The following is a 22,871-nucleotide window of genomic DNA, read 5'->3' as shown; positions in this document are numbered from 1 at the left end:
TTGAGTTACTTTCTCCTAGTGATAGTTTGAAAACTAGACAGGATTTACAGATTAATCAATAATCAAGAAATTGGTTTGTAATCACTTAGGAATGAATTTGTCAGAATCAGGATAACCAGGATTAAAGGATTTACAGGATGTTATTTAATAATTGTTGGTGAAAATTTGGGGATGATTTTGTTTATTCTGATATGGCTAACGCCACACTACGCTATCAGACAATTACAACATTAAACACCAACAAACAAATGAGCAATTATATCCTGGACATCCTCAAATCCTGGACATCCTGATTCAGACAAAAAATCCGCGTTTATCTGCGTTTATCTGCGTTCACCCCTGAATCAAGAAAAATAGGCGATCGTTTAAAATTAGGGTTGTGAGCGATAGCGAAGCGCTCCGTAGGAATCGCTGTTTGGGGATGTTGGGAGAGCTATCGCCCCTGAGTTTAAATAAAATAGAATTATATAACCAAAAAACCGTACTATGACTTCACGACTCGAAAATGCGATCGCTGCTATCCAACAGCTATCATCTACAGAACGTCAACAACTATTGCAAATCTTTACCCAAAGCAATTCATCCTCACAGTCTCAAACCGATCTTAAAAATCTCAGTCATCAGTTTTGGCAAGATACCACACTCAAAGAACTACTCGCCACACAGACCCCTATCACCGTAGATAACCTCAAACATCTTGCTGCTGACTTTTGGCCGGAAGAAGACTCCATCGAAGATTTTCTCATTTTCCTACGACAACAACGCCAAGAAGTGATTTAACCAAACGCCATGAGTTTTTACCTCATTGATACTGATATCGCTTCTTTCATCTTCAAAGGTAGTGATTATGCCGACCCTTACTTACCATATTTAACTAGCTGAACTGTTTCAGTGGGCAATTTTGCGTCAATGGAGCGATCGCTGTTTCACACAACTAGAACAATACCTATCTAACTACTTAATTATTCCAGTTGATCAATCACTTTGTCGAGAATGGGCGTATATTCGTGCCAAGCGACAAAGCGCAGGACGACCAATATCTCCACAAGATGCTTGGATTGCTGCAACAGCTTTACGCTATGACTTACCGCTAGTTACTCACAACATCAAAGACTTTTTGGATATTCCCAATTTACGGCTTATTATCCCTTCATCCCCATTATGAAGGTCATAAATAAGAACGATCGCTTAAAATTAGGGTGGTTGTAAGCGCAAGCGCTGACTTGTCAGTTCGCTGTTTGGGGATGTTGGGAGAGAGATAGCGAAGCGCTGCTGCAAGCAGTTCGTTTAAAATTGGGGTGGTTGTGTGCGTAAGCGTTGCGCGACCTAGGAATCGCTATTTGGGGATGTTGGGGTGCGATAGCGTTCGCGGAGCGTCCCGGAGGGAACTAGCGCTGCTGCAAGCAGTTCGTTTAAAATTAGGGTGGTTGTGAGCGTAAGCGTTGCGCGACCTAGGAATCGCTGTTTGGGGATGTTAGGGTGCGATAGCGAAGCGCGACCTAGGAATCGTTTAAAATTAGGGTTGGGAGCGATCGCTGTTTGGGGTGTTGGGAGTGCGACTTCTAAAATTGGGGTTGGGAGCGATAGCGAAGCGCTGCTGCAAGCAGTTCGCTGTTTTGGGGTGTTGGGGTGCGATAGTTTAAAATTGGTTGTGTGCGATATCTAAATAGCTACTCAATGTGGCCAGATTTAGGAAGATGCTATGATCCAAATCAGATAGCAAAACCTGATGTTTAATATGCCTCTTAGCGAACTTCTACCAACTGTTAGTCAACTAACACATCAAGATAAGCTCAGACTTATACACTTTCTTTTGCTTGCAGTAGCTAAAGAAGAAGGATGTAGCCTAGACACCGCAAGTAATGAGCATCATGAAAATATGCTGATGAATCAACTAACAGTTACTGAGGCAGTTGTATGGTCACCTCAAGTAGATAATGAAGCTGTTCAAGCCTTATCTCAGCTTTTGCTAGAGGCACAGGGAGTATAAAATGCTTGGTGGTCATCGCTTGTTATTTACAGAACGCACTGACAGTTCTGGTCGTTCTAGTATTTTGCCATACTTGCCGCTAATCTTGACTAATGGAAAAAGTTCCATAGAAGTTATGGCTTTATTAGACACTGGCGCTAGTGTTAATGTCTTACCCTACGAAATTGGATTACAGTTAGGAGCAGTCTGGGAAAGTCAAACCGTTCAAATTCCACTTAGTGGAAATCTCGCTCATAGTGACTCACGAGGGCTAGTTTTAACTGGGACAGTAGCCAATTTTGCACCTGTTTTACTTGCCTTTGCGTGGACTCAATCAACAGATGTACCTGTCATTTTAGGTCACATGAACTTTTTTGCAGAATTTAATGTATGTTTTTATCGCCATGAATTGGCTTTTGAGGTTTGTCCGATCCAGAAATAAAGTGTGATAGCGATAGCGTAAGTGCTGACTTGTCAGTTCGCCTAAAATTAGGGGAGTTGTAAGCGATCGCTGTTTGGGGATGTTGGGGTGCGATAGTTTAAAATTGGGGTTGTATGCGATAGCGAAGCGCTGCTGCAAGCAGTTCGCTGTTTGGGGATGTTAGGGTGCGATAGCGAAGCGCGACCTAGGAATCAGGAGACTGTGGTGCAATTCAATGATGTTATTCAGGCATAATAACAGGAATAACCTTATTTTTATATTGACGATAAACCCTAAAATCACTATCTAAAGTGAAAACACTACTTCCTCTAATTAATTCACTCATTCTTACTAAACAAGCATCAGCTAAAGACATAGGAACGGAGTGATATTGTTTCATTAATTGCTTAATTACTGTTACTTCTTCACTTAAATTAAAAGGTATTTTAATTACTTCTGCTTCCAATAAAGATAAAATAGCACTTTCTCCTCCATGAACATTTTGTAATAAAAAACAAGATTCCGCAATAACCGCTTCACAAGTAAATAAAGGGGGACGTAAATTTTTCCATTTTTCTACTGTCCATTTATGAAGATTATCACTTTTATCAATAAAAGCCACTAAAGGCGAAGTATCTATAATAATTTCTGATTTCATTATTTACCAAATCCTTGAAGATACCTTTTATTAGTAGATAAATCACTAATCCCACTTTCTACAGATCCAGCCCATTCCTTAGCTAAATCATAAGCTGAAACCTCTTGATTGTCTTGTGATTTTGTTTTTTTACTGTGCATAAATTCCATAAAATCTAAGATAGTTTGTTGTTGTTCAATAGTTAGATTTCTAAATTTATCTAACAGTGTGTTTTCTTGAATTATAGGTTTATCAGTTGCTTGAGACATAGTTTTTCTGCAAAAATTAAACAGTTTTCATCAACATCATATCAAATTTTTAAACCTTCTACAAATTATTTGTGCGATAGCGAAGCGCTGCTGCAAGCAGTTCGTTTAAAATTAGGGGGTTGTGAGCGATAGCGTTCGCGAGTGCGTCCCGGAGGGAACTAGCGCTGCTGCAAGCAGTTCGCTGATTAGGATGTTGGTTGGGAGTGCGATCGCCTAAAATTAGGGTGGTTGGGGTGCGATCGCCTAAAATGGGTGTAGTTGTGAGCGATAGCGAAGCACAACCTAGTAATCGCGCTTATATATTAACTATTATTTCTTTCAAGGCAAAATCTCAAAACAATCACAATGCTGAGGTCGAAATAATCTAAAATCTCGCTGATCTAAAGTCAATATTCTTTTAATATCAAAACGTTCAGCTATAGCCATAACACTTGCATCTACAAAATCAATCCGACTATCTGCATATTCATCCAAAATTTCCGCAACAAGCACCAAATCTTGATCTGTCAAAGCTACTAAAATAAATCTACTTGCAGATAGTCCTTTTAAGAAAGCTACTAATGTTGCTGAACCTGCATTACGTCCTACTAAATAAGCCACTTCTGCTAATACTGTTTGTGGCAATAAAATTTGTTTTTGTTGTGTGTATACTGGTGTTACACTATTGTGCATTGTATCCAAACGATTCAATAATGCGACAACAAAGCCAGTATCAGCTACTGCTGGGGTTCTTTCCATGTCCAACCTGATTTCTCTGTCACTTCATTTTGGAGAATATCTTCGGAATTAATAGCTAAATCAGGTGTGGCTGCAAATAAGCCAATTAATGGATCAGATACAGCATCATTAACTGTTTCTAGTGATTGGATTTCCAGGTATGATCTGACAGCTTCACTAATAATTGATTCCGGTGATTGACCACGGTTACTAGCCAGATTGATCAGTTTTTCGAGTAAAGTCTGTTCTGGATTCCAGTTAAATGTAGATTTCACAAGATAATTTCTCTCTTATTAACCACAAATAATATTATAACAAATAAGTGCAATTTTATTAACTAATTATTTGCTTAGTGTCTTAATGAAGAAGCGCGACCTAGGAATCGCCGAAAATTAGGGTATTTGTGAGCGATAGCGAAGCGCTGCTGCAAGCAGTTCGTTTAAAATTAGGGGGTTGTGAGCGATAGCGAACGCGAGTGCGTCCCGGAGGGAACTAGCGCTGCTGCAAGCAGTTCGCTGTTTGGGGATGTTGGGGTGCGATATTTCATTATTAGCAAAGCTACAAGAGAAATACTAAAATAAATAAAGTAATTTAGTTGAGAGCATTTATGCAACAAATTAACACATTTGAAGAAGTTCTCAATCTAGTGACTGATCTACCACTTGATCAACAAGAACTACTAATTAGTATCCTACAACGTCGAATAGCTGATATGCGACGAAAAGAATTAGCAAGTTCATCACAGGAAGCACTAGCTGAATTTAGAAATGGTAATCTTAAACCTCAAACCGCAACTGAAGCGATCGCTGAGTTAAGAACTTACTTAAATACTAATGAAACATAATGAGAAAACTGGTTCTTACTTCTCGCTTCAAGCGATCTTTGCGAAAATTAATCAAACATGATCAGAATTTACAAGCACGAATTGAGGAAACATTACAGCAAATGGAAACAGATTTATTTGCTGCTAACCTTGCTACTCATCAGCTAAAAGGTGAGTTTGATGGTTTGCGTGCTTGCTTCTGTGGATATGACTGTCGGATTATTTTCTCTATAGAAAAAGACGATGAAACTGGTGAAGAAATAGTGGTTCTTTTAAATATAGGTTCTCATGATGATGTCTACTAAAAGAGAGCGATCGCTGTTTAGGAATAAGTTGGGAGTGCGATAGCGAAGCGCGACCTAGGAATCGCTTAAAATTGGGGTAGTGGTGAGCGATCGCTATTTAGGCATAAGTTGGGAGTGCGATCGCTGTTTTAAACTGTCCAATCTTCGAGTAATAATCCGGTCACCTTACCAAAATCTTGATGATTGCGAGTTAATAAAACCAATCCACGAAAGATGGCAATTGAAGCAATTCGCGCATCCATCTTGGCCAGTTGAATACGTTGTGATTGTAATTGATTAAGTGCCTGGGCTGCTCCCATGTCAAATGAGACTAAAGGTAATACCTTGAAATCGTTAAGGAGTAGTGTCATCATTTCATACCCTTTGACTACGTCATTAGAATTACGCGCACGATTAATATAAGCATGGCAACCCAACATCTGCTCGTGAAATGTCACTGTTGATACAGCAAAATCTGACAATGGATAGCGATTCATCCGCGTTGAAAGATTGCTGTAATCGTTTCCTGTTTGTCGTTGAAGAATGCTCAGGTGATCTGTATCTAATAAATATTTCATAATTCTTCTGGCGTTTCCAGAATGGATTCATCACCTTGACGAATTACTCTTCCATAAGCAAGCAGTTCTTCAAAAGCTGAGTCATTCTTAAAAGAACCTGTAATTTGTTCTAGCCAATTCATTGGTTGAGGAGCTACAATTTGCTTTTGTAACTGTGCAAGTGCAATTTCTACTGCTGAAAGCCGTTCTTCTATAGATGTATTGATTGTCATTTGAGTTTTCCGTTAATCATTCGTTTCTATCTGAAGCATAATGATTTCAAGAGGATTTGACAACCACTGCTGTTTGGGATGTTGGGGTGCGATAGCGAAGCGCGACCTAGGAATCGTTTAAAATTAAGGGGTTGTGTGCGATAGCGTTCGCGAGTGCGTCCCGGAGGGAACTAGCGCTGCTGCAAGCAGTTCGCTGTTTGGGGATGTTGGGGTGCGATAGTCTAAAATTGGAGTAGTGCGATAGCGAAGCGCTGCTGCAAGCAGTTCGCTGTTTGGGAATGTTGGGAGGGCGATCATTTAGAATTAGGGTAGTTGTGAGCGATAGCGAAGCGCGACCTAGGAATCGCTTAAAATTAGGGTAGTTGTGAGCGATAGCGAAGCGCGACCTAGGAATCGCTGTTTGGAGAATGTTGGGGGGCGATAGCGAAGCGCTGCTGCAAGCAGTTCGTGTAAAATTAGGGTAGTTGTGAGCGATAGCGAAGCGCGACCTAGGAATCGCTGTTTAGGAATAAGTTGGGAGAGCGACCGCCTAAAATTATTGTGGTTGTGAGCGATAGCAAAAATACACTAATTATCTTTTATATGGTTGTATTGTTATTAAACCTGGAATAACAGCATAATGCTTCACATTAAATGTATGTAATGGTAAACCGAAAGCAATTGATGTTTGACCGATTAAAGCATCAATTAACCCAAGATTATGACTGAGATTATAATCTGCAAATGTTTCTAATGCTTGATCACAAGTTTCAGGTGTTGGCCAAATTACTTCAACATTAGCAATAAATTTGCGAATTTCCTGCAATTCCAACTTATTCCTACATCCTTGCATCAATTCCATCGCTACATAACCAGGTAAAGCAATTTCTTCCTCTCCCAAAGAACTTAACCAACTAATAGCAGGTGGATATTTACGAAGAAAGTCAATCATAATATCACTATCTAGGAGAATCATAACCTCTCCTTTGTGACTGTTCACGCAACTGACGAGCGTAAGCAAGGCTATCTGTAATATCGTCGCGTTCTTCCCATAAACCTATCAAGCTCGAATCAAGTAATTCATGAGCAGTTAATACCTTTTTCCTTGTAGGAAGAATGGATAATAAAACAATTACCTCTACCTCTTGTCCTTCTACCACAGGTAAATTTTGAAAAGAGATTTCACCATTTTTCTCTATAGTTTTTTGTAACCTAATTGCTTGCATAATTTTGTCATCCTTACAATAATATAATGCTGCTGTTTAATTAAGTACATTTCTAATTATAGAATATCACAAAAAGAGATCGCTATTTGGGGATGTAGGGAGGGCGATAGCGAACGCGAGTGCGTCCCGGAGGGAACTAGTGCTGCTGCAAGCAGTTCGTTTAAAATTAGGGTGGTTGTGAGCAATAGCGAAGCGCGACCTAGGAATCGCTTAAAATTAGGGTAGTTGTGAGCGATAGCGTTTTGGGGATGTTGGGGTGCGATCGCGTACAGCGCGACCTAGGAATCGCCAATCTTGTAGTGCCAGGATACTACGAAGAACCGTTTGCTATGATTGAGATTAATTCTACAAATATTATAGTAACTATGAAGTGGCGAGTCATACTTGAACCTGATCCAGAAACAAGCGAATGGGCAATTTGGTGTCCAGAACTCCCTGGATGCACCTCTGCCGGTGTTACACAAGAAGAAGCCCTTAATAATATAAGAGAAGCGATCGAGCTTTATTTACAGCCCGATACTATTCAACTTCTTCCTGGAGCAGTAATCCGTGAGGTTATGCTCGGATGACTCGACTCAGGAGAATGAAGGCTGATGATGTTGAACGCATATTACGTAAACATGGCTTTGAACTGATATCTCAGAAAGGTTGCAAGCAGTTCGTTTAAAATTAGGGTGGTTGTGAGGGATAGCGAAGTGATCTAACTAGATCCCCGATTTCTGAACATAACTAATAATTGATTGATATGATCAAAGAAGAAGTCGGGGATCTTAGAGGATGTTTGAAAAGTTTTAAATGTATAAATTGACCCCTCTGGTAAACCTCTCCAGTATTAAATGTTATTCCTTTTCCCTCTCCTTTTAGGAGAGGGTTAGGGAGAGGTGCGGGGAGAGGCTTTAAAAACCCCATTCCAACTAACAAAAGTTTTTCCGCTTCCCTCCCCTACAAGGGGCTACGGTGTACACACATCCTTCCTTACACTAGGTTTTCAGCCATAACAAAGGATGTATTCTCAATCCAGTCCCCCTCCTCGCTTGCGGGGAGGGGCTAGGGGTGGGGTTTTATGGCAACCAACAAACAATTTCTTACTTGTGTGTACACCGTAGCCTACAAGGGGAGGGTCAGGGAGGGGTAGGGAAGGGGGGTAGGGGGGTTAGGTTTTTGGAGATTATGGGTTTTATCTGATACTTTTCAAACAACCTCTTATAACCCAAAGATAATCTTCTTCCTCTGTGTCTGGAGTGGTTCGTTATTTCTTCAAGTAGGAAAATTACAGATAAATCAATAATCAAGAATTGGTTTGTGGTCAGTTATGATTTTTTTGTCTGAATCAGGATAACCAGGATTAAAGGATTTACAGGATGTTATTTAATAATTGTTGGTGAAAATTTGGGGATGATTTTGTTTATTCTGATATGGCTAACGCTACGCTATCAGACAATTACAACATTAACCACCAACAAACAAATGAGCAATTACATCCTGTACATCCTCAAATCCTGGACATCCTGATTCAGACAAAAAATCCGCGTTTATCCCCGTTCATCTGTGTTCACTCCTGAATCAAGGATCAAAAATAGGCGATAGTAAAGAGTAGGTGATCGTTGTTTGGGGATATTGGAGTGCTATCGTTTAAAATTGGGGTAGTTGTGAGCGATAGCGAAGCGCGACCTAGGAATCGCCTGAATAATCTATAACTTGTGGCATAATCATAATGTAAATTTTAGGAATGCAAATTAAAAATTTAGTATAATAATGAATAAGTTGGAATTTACTTGGGATTCACAAAAAGCCGAGAGTAATATTCAAAAACATGGGATTTCTTTTAAAGAAGCAAAATCTGCCTTTATTGATGATAATGCTCGTTTAATTTATGATCCCGATCATTCTCAAGATGAAGATAGATTTATTTTATTAGGAATCAGTGTTTATTATCGCCTTTTAGTTGTTTGTCATTGTTATCGAGAAAATGATACAACAATTCGGATTATTTCAGCAAGAAAAGCAAATAAACTAGAACAAAAACAATATCAGGAGTTCCTATGAGAGAAAATTATGATTTTTCTAAATCTGTTAAAAATCCCTATTCTCAACAGTTAAAAGAACAAATTACAATTGATTTAGAAAAGGATATAATTCAATACTTTGAAGAAATAGCTCAAGAAACAGGTATTTCTTATTTGAATTTAATTAATCTTTATTTGCGTGAATGTATGGAAAATAAACGTAGGTTATCGTTGATAGAAAGCAACAATTAAATCTGTATTTCCATCGGCGATAGCGAAGCGCGACCTAGGAATCGCTGTTTAGGAATAAGTTGGAATTGCGATCATCTAAAATTAGGGTGGTTGTGTGCGATCGCGCAATCGCTATTTGGGGATGTTGGGGTGCGATAGCGTTCACGGAGCGTCCTGGAGGGAACTAGCACTGCTGCAAGCAGTTCGTTTAAAATTCAGGGGGTTGTGTGCGATCGCCCTTGAGTTTAAATAAAATAGAATCATACAACCACAAAACCGCACTATGACTTCACGACTCGAAAATGCGATCGCTGCTATCCAACAGTTATCATCTACAGAACGTCAACAACTATTGCAAATCTTTACCCAAAGCAATTCATCCTCACAGTCTCAAACCGATCTTAAAAATCTCAGTCATCAGTTTTGGCAAGATACCACGCTCAAAGAACTACTCGCCACACAGACCCCTACCACCGTACATAACCTCAAACATCTCGCTGCTGACTTTTGGCCTGAAGAAGACTCCATCGAAGATTTTCTCATTTTCCTACGACAACAACGCCAAGAAGTGATCTAACCAAACACCATGAGTTTTTACCTCATTGATACTGATATCGCTTCTTTCATCTTCAAAGGTAGTGATTATGCCGACCCTTACTTACCATATTTAACTGGTCAACAATTAGCAATGTCATTCATGACCGTAGCTGAACTGTTTCATTGGGCAATTTTGCGTCAATGGGGCGATCGCCGTTTCACACAACTAGAACAATACCTATCTAACTACTTAATTATTCCAGTTGATCAATCACTTTGTCGAGAATGGGCGTATATTCGTGCCAAGCGACAAAGCGCAGGACGACCAATATCTCCACAAGATGCTTGGATTGCTGCAACAGCTTTACGCTATGACTTACCGCTAGTTACTCACAACATCAAAGACTTCTTGGATATTCCCAATTTACGGCTTATTATCCCTTCATCCCCATTATGAAGGTCATAAATAAGAACGATCGCTTAAAATTAGGGTTAATGCGATCGCGCAACCGCTCCGCAGGAATCGCTGTTTGGTAATGAGTATTAAAAAATTAATTTATTGAACAATATAATATAAATAAGAATTAATTAATCGGAAATCTCGTCAAGTGGAGATTTATAGACAAGGAAAGGAGGTTGAGGTTTTGGATTCTCCTGCTACAGTTTCGGGGGAAGATGTTTTAACTAAATGTATAATTACGGAGATTTAATCAAATCATGTATAATCAAATCAGTCTTTGGGATTATTTACCAGATAATAATATGAAAGTAGAAAATCAGGTTAACAAAAAAACAATTATTTCTACTGATGGAGAAGTAATATTATATCTGAATTTTTTTAGCACCAAAGAAAGTAATCAACTTTTTTCAGATTTATATTCCAGTGTTAACTGGAAACAAGAAATAATCCAATTTTTTGGTAAGCAAATGCCTATACCAAGATTGACAGCGTGGCATGGAGATGAAGGAAAATCTTACACTTATTCTGGCATAGAACAACATCCAGAACCTTGGAATCCTACATTAAAATTAATTAAATCTGAAATTGAGAAAATTGCACAAGTTAGTTTTAATAGTGTTCTTATCAATTTATATCGTGATGGTAAAGATAGTGTTTCCTGGCATAGTGATGATGAACCAGAATTAGGGAAAAATCCCATTATTGCTTCTGTTAGTTTTGGTGCAAATCGTCGTTTTTCTTTACGACATAAGCATTTCAAAACTCATAAGATTGATATTGATTTAACCAGTGGTAGCTTGCTATTAATGCAAGGTGAAACTCAGCATTTTTGGCAACACCAAATTGCTAAAACAGTTAAAGAAATTCAACCACGAATCAATTTAACATTTAGAATTATTCACTAATTTAACTCAAGGTGCATCAATTTGATGGAAAAACTATACGAGTATATTTTACGCTGAATAAGTTGTCTGTGAAGGTAGGGAACAGGGAACAGTTTTAGCTATGCACCTATTTTGAGACACCATCAGCCAAAACCTGTAAGAATTGAAAGCACAAAAATAAAATAAAATAAAATCAGTTACTATAAATATAGCTAACTTCATTTTCAATAACTACCATGACGACAAATTCTATTTTTCGCCTATCCCCCATCATTCGCATCACATTATTAACATTATATATAGCTTTAACAGTTCCTTTACCTATTTTGGCTAAAGTTACTTCTGCCTCTGTTTCTCCATCATTGTTAATCGTAGGAATTATCGCCGGTTTTGTGATTTTATATGCTGTACTTTCTGAAAGAGTTATAACAGATGAGGAAAAAATTCAAGTCACTTATCCAGTGTGGATACCACGCTTTTTCCTTCCTGGTTGGTCTTTGCTTTGGTCGGATGTTAAAGATTTGAAACCACGTACTACAGGTCAAGGTGGATTAGTATATTATTTTGTCAGTCATGATGGTAAAGGTTATTTATTACCCATGCGTATAGCTGGTTTATCTCGGTTACTCAAGATTGTTCAAGAAAAAACTAATATTAATACTCACGATGTTAACCCTTTCTCACAACCTTGGATGTATATTATTTTATTTGGTTGTACTTTATTATTGCTTTTAGTGGATATTTGGACTATTACTAATAGTATGACCGCTCTGCCGTAGGTTGGGTTGAAGTATTATCACACACAATGTAACAGGGGTAATTTAATTCTTTTACCATCATTTTTAATCGCTGGTTTCGCCTTAGTTCCTGATTCTAAATAGAAAGAATCGTGTTGTCCTTTTTTCTTGAATCGTGGTTGTTTTGATGTTTTTTTGAACCACCTATGCTTTACGAAAAGCTGTAACCTGTCCGTTATTTGGAATTAATGCGGTTTTGAATGATAAAAGCATTGATTCGACCTTCAATGTTGTGCTATGATATCTAGTATATCAGATATATTAAGATTTGGCAATGCCTCGGATTAAATTTAAACCACAAAATCAAGTAGCCTCCGATAAATCACCCTTGCAATTTAAGGTTTTACCTGGAGTCAGGGAAAAAATTAAAACCGTCCCTGATTGGCAGCAACGGTTGAGGGATTTTGTTGATCAACTTCTTGAAGACTTGGACAAACAGTAATATATGGATAGTTATGGGTAGAAATTATCAAGCTGTTTCTACCCCTTTGGTTTCCACTCTACGAACTCTTCAAAGGTTGCTGCTTTGGTTTTAAATAAGGCTTGAACCATAATTTACCTACCCTATTGAGTTTTCATGGTTCTGCTGTAGTTAAAAGCGTTGCTGGGTAGCAGTTGGTGATAACCGCTCAATATTATACTAGCTAACCACCAACAATTAAGGCAATTCTACAGAATTAGGTTTAGCAATATGCGGTAAACCCCAACCAAGTTTTTCCCTAAGAACACGGAAAAATTCCGGTGACTGGAGACGAATAAATCGGGCGCTATAGGGCGATCGCTCTAAATATACCCGATCCTCACAGCAAATATAACATCCACCATTGCCATCTACCACCATCACCAACCGGGGAATGTTCACAGGATAGATATTAATCGGTTCGCTATCGGGAAACACCAAAGCCCTAGAAGCCAGAGAATGAGGACAAATAGGTACTAACTGCAATACAGGCACACCGGGAGTAATTACTGGACCACCTGCGCTTAAAGAATAAGCCGTTGAACCAGTTGGAGTAGAAACAATAATTCCATCAGCAGCAATATCCACAGGTGAATGTCGTCCCACCGCAATTTCAAAATGGCACATACAAGTTAAAGGTTCTCGATGTAGCACCATTTCATTTAAACAGAGGGCTTCCCACTTCACCGTATCTCCCCGCATAACTTTAACGGTGAGCATAGCTCTATCTTCAACCTGATATGCACCCGCCATTGCCTGTTCTAAGGCTTGGGGCAATTGGTTAAGATAGATTTCCGTCAAAAATCCCATGTGACCAGTATTTACTGTCAGCATGGGGATACCAGAGGGGGCTACCAGGCGTGATGCTGCTAATACAGTTCCATCACCTCCTAACACCACAGCAAATTTCATATCTGAGTCAAAGCCAGGGGGCGTAAGACCTTCAATGGGGGTGTGAAAGACAGGACTATCTGGTTGAGAATAGCCCAATATCCCACCGATACTAGCTGTGATGTAAACATCCCAACCAGCAGCGGTAAGTTTGTCTTTTAGTTCAATAGCGACACTACTCGCTATCGGTTTAACGTCGTTATAGATAATGCCTGCTTTCGGCACACTCAAATATCCAAGTCTAAGGGCTGTTTTTTATGTATCTCATAGTTACACATTTTGGACTAATGAAACCATAAGTCTCATATTTATTGACTATTGGCTTTGGAAGATTCTTTAAAGGGAGCCTTTTTACTTTTGAGCTTTTTGCTTTTAGCTTTCTCGTAATCTAACTGTTTCAGCTTGTTCATAATCCGGCTGAAATATTCTTGTAGATATACTTCCAGTGTGGTGGTTTGCTGTTTGTCTAAACCAAAAATAGTATATACTTCGTCCATATTTTCTGCATTCAGAGCTTTACCACTAGCTAAAACTTCTGTAAAAGCTAGTCTATCAGCAACATTCCATCCCCATTGAAAGCAGCGCAGTAAATTCCGTACAGCCCGTAATAATCCGATGGGCATTCGTGTAACTTTTGCGTCTCTATCAGATAAGCGCTCGCAAAGATTAATAATTTCCTCGGCACTCCAAGCACGAGTTCCCACGACTGGGAAAGCTTGCTTTTCTGTTTCTGGTACTGTCAAAGCCCGCACTGCAAATTTAGCAATATCTTGAGTATCCATGTAGCCAATGGGTGAGGATGTTCCTGTCACCCATACTGGTTGTTTTTCTAAAATAGGTATGCCGTATTGACCAATCAATCCTTGCATAAATCCAGCTAAACGTAAAATTGTGTAGTTTAAACCGGATTCTACCAAGTATGCTTCTGTACATCCCTTAATTTCCATCAGCGGTACATTGGGATATTTATCAGCATCGAGAATTGAAAAGAAGATGAATCTTTCTACACCAGCGGCTTTGGCTGCTTGAATTAATGCTACTTTTCCATCCCAATCTACCTCTTTAATAGTTAGAGAATCTGTAGCGCGGGACGTAGCGGCATCAATAACTGCTGTTACTCCCGTCAATGCTTCCGTCAGGGTTTGCGGATTGCACAAGTTTCCTCGTACCAGTTCTGCACCCCATTCTTTCAAAAAAGCAGCTTTTTTAGGACTCCGAACGAGACAGCGGACTTTGTATCCTTCATCAATTGCGCGACGGGCTACTTGTCTTCCCAGAGTGCCAGTTGCACCAACTATTAATAATGTCATGGGGTTGGTTATATATCTTAATGTTTATGAGAAGAATCTTAACAGAATTAGTTATGTAAATAAAAATTTACATCATTTTAATAAAAAATTAGGAGTCAGGAGTCACCGAGTCAGAAGTCACCGAGTCAGGAGTCACCGAGTCAGGATGAAGAATTAATTTTTCTTCCCCTACTTCCCCTACTTCCCTACTTCTTCCCCTACTTCCCCTACTTCCCCTACTTCCCCTACTTCCCCTACTTCCCCTACTTCCCCTACTTCCCCTACTTCCCCTGTGTCCCCTACTTCCCCTACTTCCCCTGTGTCCCCTACTTCCCCTACTTCCCCTACTTCCCCTACTTCCCCTGTATCCCCTGCTGCTGTTCTACTCTTCTGCGCCTTGAATTTTGAGTAACAAAGCACCGATTGCCCAACCTACGAGGATTAGACCGAAAGATAGCATAGCTGCATTTAATATTTCGCTGCCCATTTGCTGTAATGCTCCTTTGTGGATTGTTGATTTATGTTTCTTGTTTTTCAGACCGCTGAATTTGATTTGAAGGCTCAAATCTTATTTTCAACTTTGAGGATTCAGATAAACTGGGTCTATCAGAATTATTGAGATTAAACCTCTATCAATAATTCTAAACCAATTTAGGGATGATATTCGGGGATAGACGACGATGGGCAGGGATACAAGATCATGATTAATCAAGATAAACGTCCGCGTTTGGTGCTGACAGTGGGAGATCCGGCGGGTATTGGTTCTGAGGTAGTTTTGAAGGCTTTGGCTGATCCTGAAGTTACTCAGAATTGTGATGTGGTGGTGGTGGGGAATAAAATTTTATTAACTCAAGTTTATGAAAATATCAGTAAAAATATTGATAATTCCCTCGCTTTGGTAAATCCTGCTAATTTGTCTGTAGTTGATGTGCCTAGTGCTGGTGAAATTATTATTGGTGTGGGGAATACGGCTAGTGGTGCGGCTAGTTTTGCTTATATGGAATATGCCATATCTCAAACTTTGGCGGGTGAGTTTGATGGAATTGTTACCGGACCTATCGCTAAATCTGCTTGGAAGGCTGCTGGTTACAATTATCCAGGACAAACGGAACTTTTAGCCGCAAGGGCTGGTGTGGAGCGTTTTGGGATGTTGTTTGTGGGGCGATCGCCTTTTACTGGTTGGACTCTTCGCACTTTACTTGCTACCACACATATTCCTTTACGTCAAGTAGCCGAGGCATTAACACCCCAGTTGTTGACACAGAAATTAGATTTGCTAGTGGAGTATTTGGAAAATGATTTGGGGATTAAAAATGGGAGAATTGCGATCGCCGGGTTAAATCCCCACAGCGGTGAAATGGGACAACTAGGAACAGAAGAAATAGATTGGTTAATTCCCTGGCTGGAGTCAGAACGCCAAAAACGCCCCCATTTACAGCTAGAAGGACCCATCCCCCCAGATACAATGTGGGTAAAACCAGGTATGGCTTGGTATGGTAATTCTTCAGTTAAAAATCCCGCTGATGCTTACTTGGCACTTTATCACGACCAAGGATTAATTCCCGTGAAGTTGATGGCTTTTGATCGGGCTGTCAATACTACCATTGGTTTACCGTTTGTGCGGACTTCTCCGGATCATGGTACAGCTTTTGATATTGCAGGCAAAGGCATTGCTGACGCAACAAGTATGAAAGCAGCGATTAATTTGGCGGGAGTGTCAAAGGAAAATAGAAAAGGTGAGCCTATTCAGCCCACCTAACAAAATTAAAAAATATTCCGTGAAGATTAACGTGACATACTCCACACACTCCCTTATGCCTTGCGGCACGCTTGCGCGAATAGGTGAGTGTGGGCTTCTCGGCGACTCTTCTATGAAGACATTAACCGAGCTTTAAAGCCCTATGCCCTAGGGGCAATTCGTCACTTACGCGTATTCATCTCATCACCTCCCTATCGGGTAGGTGAGAGGCTTATACTGTTTAACCTAACAATGCTTTGGCTTTAGCTAAAACATTATCAACAGTGAAGCCAAACTTCTCCAAACAAATACCACCAGGAGCAGAAGCACCAAAAGTATCAATACTTACGGTGTCACCTTCACTACCTGTATATTTGTGCCAGCCGAAGCTACTAGCAGCTTCTACGGATAGACGCTTAGTAACAGCTTTTGGTAGAACAGATTCTTTGTAAGCTGCATCCTGTGTATCGAACAAGGTAGAAGAAGGCATAGAAACTACACGAACCTTCGTACCGACCGCAGTTAATTTTTCTGCTGCACTTACACAGAGGCTGACTTCTGAACCAGTACCAATCAAAATGATATCTGGTGTACCTTGGCAGTCAACAATTGTATATCCACCCTTAGCGACACCTGCAATGGATGTACCTGCCAAGTTAGGAACGTTTTGACGAGTGAACGCCAATAAAGTGGAAGCGTGTGCTTTAGACTTCTCAATTGCGACTTTGTAACCACCTGAGGTTTCATTTCCGTCAGCAGGACGAATTACGGTTAAATCAGGAATGGCACGCAAAGAAGCAAGGGTTTCAATCGGTTGGTGAGTAGGACCATCTTCACCTTGACCAATGGAGTCGTGAGTCATGACCCAAATTGAACCAGCTTCAGAGAGCGCAGCCAAACGAATAGCAGCCCGCATATAATCTGTAAAGATCAGGAAGGTTGCACCGTAAGGAATCAAACCTGAGTTGTGCAACGCCATACCATTACAGATTGCACCCATTGCGTGTTCCCGCACACCAAAGTGGATGTTGCGGTTGGCAAAATGTCCTTTTTGGAAGTCTCCAGCACCTTTGAGTTCGGTGAGGTTGGAGTGGGTTAAGTCAGCAGAACCACCAATTAATTCTGGTAAAACAGCCCCGAGTTTGTTGAGGCAGTTTTCTGAATGTTTGCGGGTGGGTAATGCTTTGTCTTCGGTTGTGTAGGTAGGTAATACTTTGTCCCAACCGTCTGGTAATTTGCCGCTAATGAAACGGTCAAATTCCGCCGCTTCTTGGGGGTATTTAGCTTTGTAACCAGCATAAACTGTGTTCCATTCAGATTCGTAACCGGCACCGCGTTCAACAGCCTTGCGAGCATGATTTAGAGCATCTTCAGGAACTACAAAGGCATCATATTCCCAACCTAAGTTTTTGCGGGTAGCGATGGTTTCTTCAGGACCCAAAGCCGCACCGTGAATACCAGCGGTATCTTGTTTGTTAGGAGAACCATAACCAATGGTGGTTGTCACCTTAATCATGGTGGGTTTATCGGTGACGGCTTTTGCAGCTTCAATCGCTTTGGCAATTCCGGCTAAATCGGTGTTACCGTCTTTAACGTGGAGAACTTGCCAACCGTAGGATTCAAACCGTTTGGAAACGTCTTCAGTGAAAGCTACATCTGTAGAACCATCAATGGAGATGTGGTTGTCGTCATAAAGAGCAATCAGTTTACCTAATCCCCAGTGTCCAGCAATGGAAGCAGCTTCACCGGAAATCCCTTCCATGTTGCAACCATCACCCAGAATTACATAAGTATAATGATCAACTATCTTGGCATCTGGTTTATTGAACTTAGCAGCTAGGTGTGCTTCTGCTACTGCTAAACCCACTGCATTGGCGATTCCTTGACCTAAAGGACCTGTGGTAACTTCTACACCGGCTGTAACAAAATTTTCGGGGTGTCCTGGGGTCTTAGCACCCCATTGACGAAATTGCTTGATGTCGTCTATGGTAACGCTATCGTAGCCGGTTAAGTACAGTAGGGCATACTGCAACATTGAACCATGACCAGCGGATAAAACAAAGCGATCGCGGTTGAACCACTGAGGATTTTTGGGGTTATAGCGCATGAAGCTATCCCAAAGCACAAAAGCCATTGGAGCCGCGCCCATAGGTAGTCCAGGGTGTCCCGATTTAGATTTTTCTATGGCATCTACAGCCAAAAAGCGGATCGAATTAATACAAAGTTCTTGGATGGATTGGGTTGCAACAGCCATAATCTCTTATTGTTAACGACGGGTTAGGACTCTTTTTAGCTTGTTCTGGTTGGGTTCATTATCAAGTGATCCCACTTTTCTCATCATCCCATTCCTAATTGTCAATGGACAAGGGGGATATTGTGAGTTTTTGGTGATGAATAAAGCCAATAATTTGATCTTGCTGTTCCCAAAGCGTGGCATAAGCCATACTAACGGTTCAGCAAAGGATGATCTCTATCATACTTGCCACAGGTTCACTTCTAAAAAGCCAACCAGTAACAAAATTACAGTAGGAGTTCAGGAAGTAGGGGCGCAGGGCCTGCGCCCATTCAGGAGTATGGCTAACGCCACGCTGCGCTATCAGGAGTTCAGAAGGAAGAAATTTCTCCCCAACTCCCCCAACTCCCCCAACTCCCCCAACTCCCCCTACTCCCCCAACTCCCCCTACTCCCCCAACTCCCCCAACTCCCCCAACTCCCCCAACTCCCCCAACTCCCCCAACTCCCCCTGCCCCCTGCCCCTGCCCTAACAGCGATAGGATATTTTTTATTTGCAAATCACTAGAGAGTAAATTTCTTGAATGCCAGGGTAACATTATGACCACCAAAGCCAAAAGAATTAGATAAAGCCACCTCGACTACCTGATCACGGCTAGTATGGGGAACATAATCTAGGTCACATTCAGGATCAAGATTTTCGATATTGATGGTGGGGGGAATTTTGTTATGAGCGATCGCCAAAATTGTCGCTACAGCTTCAATCCCACCAGAACCACCTAACAAATGTCCTGTCATGGATTTAGTCGAACTAATCGCCACCTTATAAGCATACTCCCCCAAAGCTTTCTTAATAGCAGCAGTTTCATTCACATCATTAGCTTGTGTACTAGTTCCATGAGCATTGATATAACTAACCATTTCCGGTGTCAGCGCCCCATCTTTTAAAGCTAATTCAATTGCTCTAGCCGCACCTAAACCACCGGGAACAGGCGAAGTCATGTGATAAGCATCACAGGTCATCCCGTAACCGACAATTTCCCCATAAATCTTTGCACCACGACTAATGGCGTGTTCCAATTCTTCAAGAATTAAAATTCCTGCCCCCTCACCCATAACAAAGCCATCCCGATCCCGATCAAACGGACGACAAGCATGGGCTGGATCATCATTGCGAGTTGATAAAGCGCGAGCAGCCGCAAACCCCGCCACCGACAAAGGTGTAACTGCCGCCTCACAGCCACCGCAAATCATCGCCTGGGCATATCCGCCTTGAATTTGACGAAAAGCATCGCCGATAGAATTAGAACCAGCAGCACAAGCCGTTACAGAACAGGAATTTGGACCTTTTGCACCCGTATGAATTGCCGTTAATCCTGCTGCCATGTTGGCAATCATCATGGGAATCATGAAGGGACTACAACGATCCGGTCCGCGATTCAAGTAAGTGGTTTGTTGGTCTTCTAATACCTTAATTCCACCAATACCCGAACCGATGATCACACCAACTTGTTCTGCATTGAGATCATTAATCACCAAACCCGCATCTGCTACAGCTTGAATAGCTGCCGATACACCCAATTGGGCAAACCGATCCATCCGCTTGGCTTCTTTGCGTTCTAAATAACTCTCTGGATCAAAGTTTTTAACTTCACCCGCAATGCGGCAACTATGTTTAGACGCATCAAAAGCAGTGATATAGTCAATTCCATTGCGTCCGCTTAATAATCCTTCCCAATATTCAGAAGATGTGTTACCAATAGGTGTAACCGCGCCCACACCTGTTACAACAACGCGGTTACGTTTATAGTCTGTCATGATTACATTAAATATGGCGAAAAAGCAGCAGATTGGACAATAAGGAGTGCTGAGTTCCGAGTTAAGTATCCAAAGTCCAAGAGTATACTGTTTGCTCAATATTATGAACTTTTAGTGCTTTTTTTTGAAGTCAAACTTATAGCTTAGACACTCAACACTCATGTACGGGCGGGTTTATCCAGTTAATTAATATACTCTTAAAGTGTCCATTTAAACCCGCCAATACTGAATTAAAATTTGTCTATGCAGATGCAGCAACGTGATTATTTATATAATCTATAACGTGTTGAACAGTGAGAATTTTTTCAGCCGCTTCATCAGGAATTTCGATATCAAATTCTTCTTCCAAAGCCATTACCAATTCAACTGTATCTAGGGAATCAGCCCCTAAATCATCAACAAAACTGGCTTGTAGTGTAACCTTAGCCTCATCTTCTACACTAAGTTGCTCAACGATAATTGCTTTAACCTTTTCAAAAATATCTGCTTGGCTCATAAATAAAAGTCCTTAACAAGTTGCTATGATTTGCTCTAAATGAACAAAGTTTTTTTTGGGCATATACATCTTATCGGAAAGAGTGAACCTGAGTATAGGTTCTATCATTAAAACTGGGGATTAAAGATTAAGGAGATCCTGAAAATCAGAGATAGAGAGTTGAATAACCCAATTAACTCCCAATAAATACCCATCACATCTAAAACATTAAACCTAATATAATTCTATGCTATCTAAAACGCTAAAATACGCTTATTATCCAGGCTGTGTAGCTCAAGGAGCTTGTCGAGAACTGTATATGTCAACCCAATCTCTCACCCAAGCCTTGGGTATTGAACTGGTTGAACTGAAAAAAGCCTCTTGCTGTGGTTCAGGGACATTTAAAGAAGATTCTCAACTCTTAGAAGACACAGTTAACGCCAGAAATATCGCCTTAGCAGAATCATTAAATCTCCCGTTACTCACCCATTGCAGCACTTGCCAGGGTGTAATCGGTCATGTTGATGAACGGTTAAAAGAATGCCAATCAACAAATCCCGACTATCTCCACAAAGTTAATGGTTTATTAGAAAAAGAAGGCTGTTCACCCTATCGGGGGAGTACAGAAGTTAAACATCTTCTTTATGCTTTAGTCGCAGATTATGGTTTAGAAGAAATTACCCAGCGAGTCACCAAAAAATTAAGTGGATTAAAATGTGCAGCTTTCTATGGTTGTTATCTACTCCGCGCTCAAAAATCCATGCCCTATGATGATCCTTTTCAACCCGAAGCAATGGAAAATGTATTTCGGGCTGTAGGGGCTACACCTGTATATTATCGTGGCAGAACTCAATGCTGTGGTTGGCCTTTATCCAGCTACGCGACAACCGAATCTTTCCAAATGGCCGGAAATCATATTCAAGAAGCTTTAGCCAATGGGGCTGATTGTATTGTCACACCATGTCCGCTGTGTCATTTGAATTTAGATTCTCGTCAACCAGAAGTGGAAAAAGTAATTGGTCAAAAATTAGGTTTACCAATCTTACACCTACCCCAATTGATTGCTTTAGCTTTAGGTGTCAGTCCCAAAGAACTTGGTTTAGAACGACATATAGTATCCACAAAACCCATCTTAGAAAAATTAGGATTTTGATGAAATTGTGGGAAGGGAATAATATTTTTCTTCCCATTACCCATTACCCATTACCCATTACCCATTACAGATTTCTGATATTCTTCCTCACTAATTAAATCCTGATTGTTTTCTACCCGATCTAAAAATACTAATCCTTCGAGATGATCATACTCATGTTGAAAAATTCGGGCAATAAAATCAGTTAATTCTTGTTTTTGTAAATTGCCATAACGGTCTGTATATTCAACTTCAATTGTTTGATATCTAGGAACTAAACCCCTAATTCCAGGAACACTTAAACAACCTTCCCAATCTTTAACCACTTCTAAAGAATTGGCAACAATTCGGGGATTGATCACTGCTGTTGGTTGCATTTCTGGCGCATGGGGATATCTAGCATTAGGACGGGAAGCGACGATAAATAAACGGTAGGATGCTGCTATTTGTGGTGCAGCAATTCCCACCCCATTAGCTTGAGCAACTGAGGTAATTAATTCATCAATCAGGGTTTGAATTTCTTGACTTTGAATATTCTCAACCGCAGCAGCTTTTTGTCGTAATATCGGATTACCTAATTTAATGATTGGTGCTAATTCATTCATTTTTACATCTCTATATTTTTCTGTTTCCATCCTGTTCATCCTTTAATTCTGGACATCCTGATATGGCTTGCGCCACGCTTCGCTATCAGACAGTTTTATTTCAATTTAAATAGATCACCGCTTTTTGAAGTGATGGTAATTATACCATTGATAATGTGCGATCGCCCTCCGATTGCGTCGCCTTCTACCTCGCACCGTCAT

The 22,871-nt window shown here is 40.5% G+C and carries 31 protein-coding genes and 1 pseudogene; 17 read left to right on the top strand and 15 right to left on the bottom strand.

Going from position 1 to position 22,871, the window contains the following annotated elements; all coding sequences use genetic code 11:
* The first annotated feature begins 486 nt into the window (after positions 1 to 486).
* From NG743_RS10535 to NG743_RS10520, 4 genes are all read left to right on the top strand, one after another.
* Entirely contained in the window at positions 487 to 780 is a 294-nt protein-coding gene (locus NG743_RS10535; RefSeq protein WP_027402769.1) for a hypothetical protein, read from the top strand.
* Between the two features lie 121 nt (positions 781 to 901).
* Positions 902 to 1,165: a PIN domain-containing protein gene (locus tag NG743_RS10530; RefSeq protein WP_236630590.1), complete on the top strand. Its 264-nt coding sequence runs from the start codon at positions 902 to 904 to the stop codon at positions 1,163 to 1,165.
* 573 nt (positions 1,166 to 1,738) lie between these two features.
* A complete protein-coding gene (locus tag NG743_RS10525) occupies positions 1,739 to 1,990 on the top strand; it encodes a hypothetical protein (RefSeq protein ID WP_027402767.1) in 252 nt (83 codons plus the stop codon).
* A 1-nt stretch (position 1,991) separates the two neighbouring features.
* Positions 1,992 to 2,411 (top strand): pepsin/retropepsin-like aspartic protease family protein, encoded by a 420-nt coding sequence (locus NG743_RS10520; protein WP_027402766.1) that lies wholly within the window; start codon positions 1,992 to 1,994, stop codon positions 2,409 to 2,411.
* 220 nt (positions 2,412 to 2,631) lie between these two features.
* Here the strand turns inward: NG743_RS10520 and NG743_RS10515 are convergent, their stop codons facing one another.
* The 4 genes from NG743_RS10515 to NG743_RS10500 form a co-directional block, all read right to left on the bottom strand.
* Positions 2,632 to 3,048, bottom strand: a complete 417-nt coding sequence (locus tag NG743_RS10515; protein WP_015078630.1) for a type II toxin-antitoxin system VapC family toxin — start codon at positions 3,046 to 3,048, stop codon at positions 2,632 to 2,634.
* Entirely contained in the window at positions 3,048 to 3,296 is a 249-nt protein-coding gene (locus tag NG743_RS10510) for a hypothetical protein (RefSeq protein WP_015078629.1), read from the bottom strand. The genes NG743_RS10515 and NG743_RS10510 overlap by 1 nt, the downstream gene beginning before the upstream one ends.
* A 318-nt stretch (positions 3,297 to 3,614) precedes the next feature.
* Positions 3,615 to 4,034, bottom strand: a complete 420-nt coding sequence (locus tag NG743_RS10505; RefSeq protein ID WP_027402765.1) for a type II toxin-antitoxin system VapC family toxin — start codon at positions 4,032 to 4,034, stop codon at positions 3,615 to 3,617.
* A complete protein-coding gene (locus NG743_RS10500) occupies positions 4,013 to 4,288 on the bottom strand; it encodes a hypothetical protein (protein WP_027402764.1) in 276 nt (91 codons plus the stop codon). Before NG743_RS10500 ends, NG743_RS10505 begins: the two co-directional genes overlap by 22 nt.
* 332 nt (positions 4,289 to 4,620) lie before the next feature.
* On the opposite strand from NG743_RS10500, the gene NG743_RS10495 reads away from it, so the two are divergent.
* Positions 4,621 to 4,857 carry a hypothetical protein gene (locus NG743_RS10495; RefSeq protein ID WP_201769149.1) on the top strand — a complete coding sequence of 79 codons (237 nt, stop codon included), beginning with the start codon at positions 4,621 to 4,623 and terminating at the stop codon, positions 4,855 to 4,857.
* Complete coding sequence (locus NG743_RS10490; RefSeq protein ID WP_193963319.1) at positions 4,857 to 5,141, top strand: type II toxin-antitoxin system RelE/ParE family toxin; 285 nt, start codon at positions 4,857 to 4,859, stop codon at positions 5,139 to 5,141. The genes NG743_RS10495 and NG743_RS10490 overlap by 1 nt, the downstream gene beginning before the upstream one ends.
* 128 nt (positions 5,142 to 5,269) lie before the next feature.
* On the opposite strand, the gene NG743_RS10485 is transcribed toward NG743_RS10490, so the two are convergent.
* The 4 genes from NG743_RS10485 to NG743_RS10470 form a co-directional block, all read right to left on the bottom strand.
* Positions 5,270 to 5,698, bottom strand: coding sequence for a type II toxin-antitoxin system VapC family toxin (locus tag NG743_RS10485; RefSeq protein WP_027402761.1), 429 nt, complete (start codon positions 5,696 to 5,698; stop codon positions 5,270 to 5,272).
* The gene (locus NG743_RS10480) at positions 5,695 to 5,910 is read right to left on the bottom strand and encodes a hypothetical protein (protein WP_027402760.1); all 216 of its coding nucleotides are present in this window, start codon (positions 5,908 to 5,910) and stop codon (positions 5,695 to 5,697) included. Before NG743_RS10480 ends, NG743_RS10485 begins: the two co-directional genes overlap by 4 nt.
* A gap of 571 nt (positions 5,911 to 6,481) precedes the next feature.
* Entirely contained in the window at positions 6,482 to 6,865 is a 384-nt protein-coding gene (locus tag NG743_RS10475) for a type II toxin-antitoxin system VapC family toxin (RefSeq protein WP_027402759.1), read from the bottom strand.
* Entirely contained in the window at positions 6,849 to 7,115 is a 267-nt protein-coding gene (locus NG743_RS10470) for a hypothetical protein (protein ID WP_035082477.1), read from the bottom strand. Before NG743_RS10470 ends, NG743_RS10475 begins: the two co-directional genes overlap by 17 nt.
* A 365-nt stretch (positions 7,116 to 7,480) precedes the next feature.
* On the opposite strand from NG743_RS10470, the gene NG743_RS10465 reads away from it, so the two are divergent.
* The 9 genes and pseudogenes from NG743_RS10465 to NG743_RS10425 all read left to right on the top strand — a co-directional run bounded on the left by NG743_RS10465 (position 7,481) and on the right by NG743_RS10425 (position 12,472).
* A complete protein-coding gene (locus NG743_RS10465) occupies positions 7,481 to 7,684 on the top strand; it encodes a type II toxin-antitoxin system HicB family antitoxin (RefSeq protein ID WP_027402758.1) in 204 nt (67 codons plus the stop codon).
* A gap of 1,186 nt (positions 7,685 to 8,870) precedes the next feature.
* Positions 8,871 to 9,161, top strand: coding sequence for a BrnT family toxin (locus NG743_RS10460; RefSeq protein ID WP_027402757.1), 291 nt, complete (start codon positions 8,871 to 8,873; stop codon positions 9,159 to 9,161).
* Complete coding sequence (locus tag NG743_RS10455) at positions 9,158 to 9,373, top strand: hypothetical protein (protein WP_027402756.1); 216 nt, start codon at positions 9,158 to 9,160, stop codon at positions 9,371 to 9,373. Before NG743_RS10460 ends, NG743_RS10455 begins: the two co-directional genes overlap by 4 nt.
* Positions 9,374 to 9,635: 262 nt before the next feature.
* Positions 9,636 to 9,929, top strand: coding sequence for a hypothetical protein (locus NG743_RS10450; RefSeq protein ID WP_027402755.1), 294 nt, complete (start codon positions 9,636 to 9,638; stop codon positions 9,927 to 9,929).
* 9 nt (positions 9,930 to 9,938) lie between these two features.
* On the top strand, positions 9,939 to 10,346 hold the full coding sequence (locus tag NG743_RS10445) for a type II toxin-antitoxin system VapC family toxin (protein ID WP_257121956.1): 408 nt from the start codon (positions 9,939 to 9,941) through the stop codon (positions 10,344 to 10,346).
* Positions 10,347 to 10,473: 127 nt separating this feature from the next.
* A pseudogene (locus NG743_RS10440) lies at positions 10,474 to 10,599 on the top strand (Uma2 family endonuclease); the annotation flags it as partial.
* A 7-nt stretch (positions 10,600 to 10,606) separates the two neighbouring features.
* The gene (locus NG743_RS10435; protein WP_027402753.1) at positions 10,607 to 11,254 is read left to right on the top strand and encodes an alpha-ketoglutarate-dependent dioxygenase AlkB family protein; all 648 of its coding nucleotides are present in this window, start codon (positions 10,607 to 10,609) and stop codon (positions 11,252 to 11,254) included.
* Between the two features lie 215 nt (positions 11,255 to 11,469).
* Positions 11,470 to 12,012, top strand: a complete 543-nt coding sequence (locus tag NG743_RS10430; RefSeq protein WP_027402752.1) for a hypothetical protein — start codon at positions 11,470 to 11,472, stop codon at positions 12,010 to 12,012.
* Between the two features lie 292 nt (positions 12,013 to 12,304).
* Positions 12,305 to 12,472: a hypothetical protein gene (locus NG743_RS10425; protein ID WP_168465365.1), complete on the top strand. Its 168-nt coding sequence runs from the start codon at positions 12,305 to 12,307 to the stop codon at positions 12,470 to 12,472.
* A 216-nt stretch (positions 12,473 to 12,688) separates the two neighbouring features.
* Here NG743_RS10425 and NG743_RS10420 read toward each other — a convergent pair whose 3' ends face one another.
* The 3 genes from NG743_RS10420 to petM form a co-directional block, all read right to left on the bottom strand.
* Positions 12,689 to 13,606 carry an NAD(+) kinase gene (locus NG743_RS10420; RefSeq protein ID WP_257121955.1) on the bottom strand — a complete coding sequence of 306 codons (918 nt, stop codon included), beginning with the start codon at positions 13,604 to 13,606 and terminating at the stop codon, positions 12,689 to 12,691.
* A gap of 83 nt (positions 13,607 to 13,689) precedes the next feature.
* Positions 13,690 to 14,691, bottom strand: a complete 1,002-nt coding sequence (locus NG743_RS10415; protein WP_027402750.1) for an SDR family oxidoreductase — start codon at positions 14,689 to 14,691, stop codon at positions 13,690 to 13,692.
* Between the two features lie 361 nt (positions 14,692 to 15,052).
* Complete coding sequence (gene petM, locus NG743_RS10410; RefSeq protein WP_071992831.1) at positions 15,053 to 15,157, bottom strand: cytochrome b6-f complex subunit PetM; 105 nt, start codon at positions 15,155 to 15,157, stop codon at positions 15,053 to 15,055.
* A 213-nt stretch (positions 15,158 to 15,370) separates the two neighbouring features.
* On the opposite strand from petM, the gene pdxA reads away from it, so the two are divergent.
* Entirely contained in the window at positions 15,371 to 16,429 is a 1,059-nt protein-coding gene (gene pdxA / locus NG743_RS10405; RefSeq protein WP_027402749.1) for a 4-hydroxythreonine-4-phosphate dehydrogenase PdxA, read from the top strand.
* Positions 16,430 to 16,649: 220 nt separating this feature from the next.
* Here the strand turns inward: pdxA and tkt are convergent, their stop codons facing one another.
* From tkt to acpP, 3 genes are all read right to left on the bottom strand, one after another.
* The gene (gene tkt / locus NG743_RS10400) at positions 16,650 to 18,662 is read right to left on the bottom strand and encodes a transketolase (RefSeq protein ID WP_257121954.1); all 2,013 of its coding nucleotides are present in this window, start codon (positions 18,660 to 18,662) and stop codon (positions 16,650 to 16,652) included.
* A 542-nt stretch (positions 18,663 to 19,204) separates the two neighbouring features.
* Positions 19,205 to 20,458, bottom strand: coding sequence for a beta-ketoacyl-ACP synthase II (gene fabF, locus NG743_RS10395; protein ID WP_027402747.1), 1,254 nt, complete (start codon positions 20,456 to 20,458; stop codon positions 19,205 to 19,207).
* 241 nt (positions 20,459 to 20,699) lie between these two features.
* A complete protein-coding gene (acpP, locus tag NG743_RS10390) occupies positions 20,700 to 20,954 on the bottom strand; it encodes an acyl carrier protein (protein WP_257121953.1) in 255 nt (84 codons plus the stop codon).
* Positions 20,955 to 21,180: 226 nt separating this feature from the next.
* Here acpP and NG743_RS10385 point away from each other — a divergent pair, with 226 nt between their 5' ends.
* Positions 21,181 to 22,086, top strand: coding sequence for a CoB--CoM heterodisulfide reductase iron-sulfur subunit B family protein (locus tag NG743_RS10385; protein WP_027402745.1), 906 nt, complete (start codon positions 21,181 to 21,183; stop codon positions 22,084 to 22,086).
* Between the two features lie 50 nt (positions 22,087 to 22,136).
* Here the strand turns inward: NG743_RS10385 and def are convergent, their stop codons facing one another.
* Positions 22,137 to 22,670 carry a peptide deformylase gene (def, locus tag NG743_RS10380; RefSeq protein ID WP_257122142.1) on the bottom strand — a complete coding sequence of 178 codons (534 nt, stop codon included), beginning with the start codon at positions 22,668 to 22,670 and terminating at the stop codon, positions 22,137 to 22,139.
* Between the last annotated feature and the right edge of the window lie 201 nt (positions 22,671 to 22,871).

The sequence above is a fragment of the Dolichospermum heterosporum TAC447 genome, from assembly GCF_024584745.1.
Taxonomy (GTDB): domain Bacteria; phylum Cyanobacteriota; class Cyanobacteriia; order Cyanobacteriales; family Nostocaceae; genus Dolichospermum; species Dolichospermum heterosporum.
Note: the sequence above shows the minus strand (reverse complement) of the source record. Positions and strands in the feature narration are given on the sequence as shown.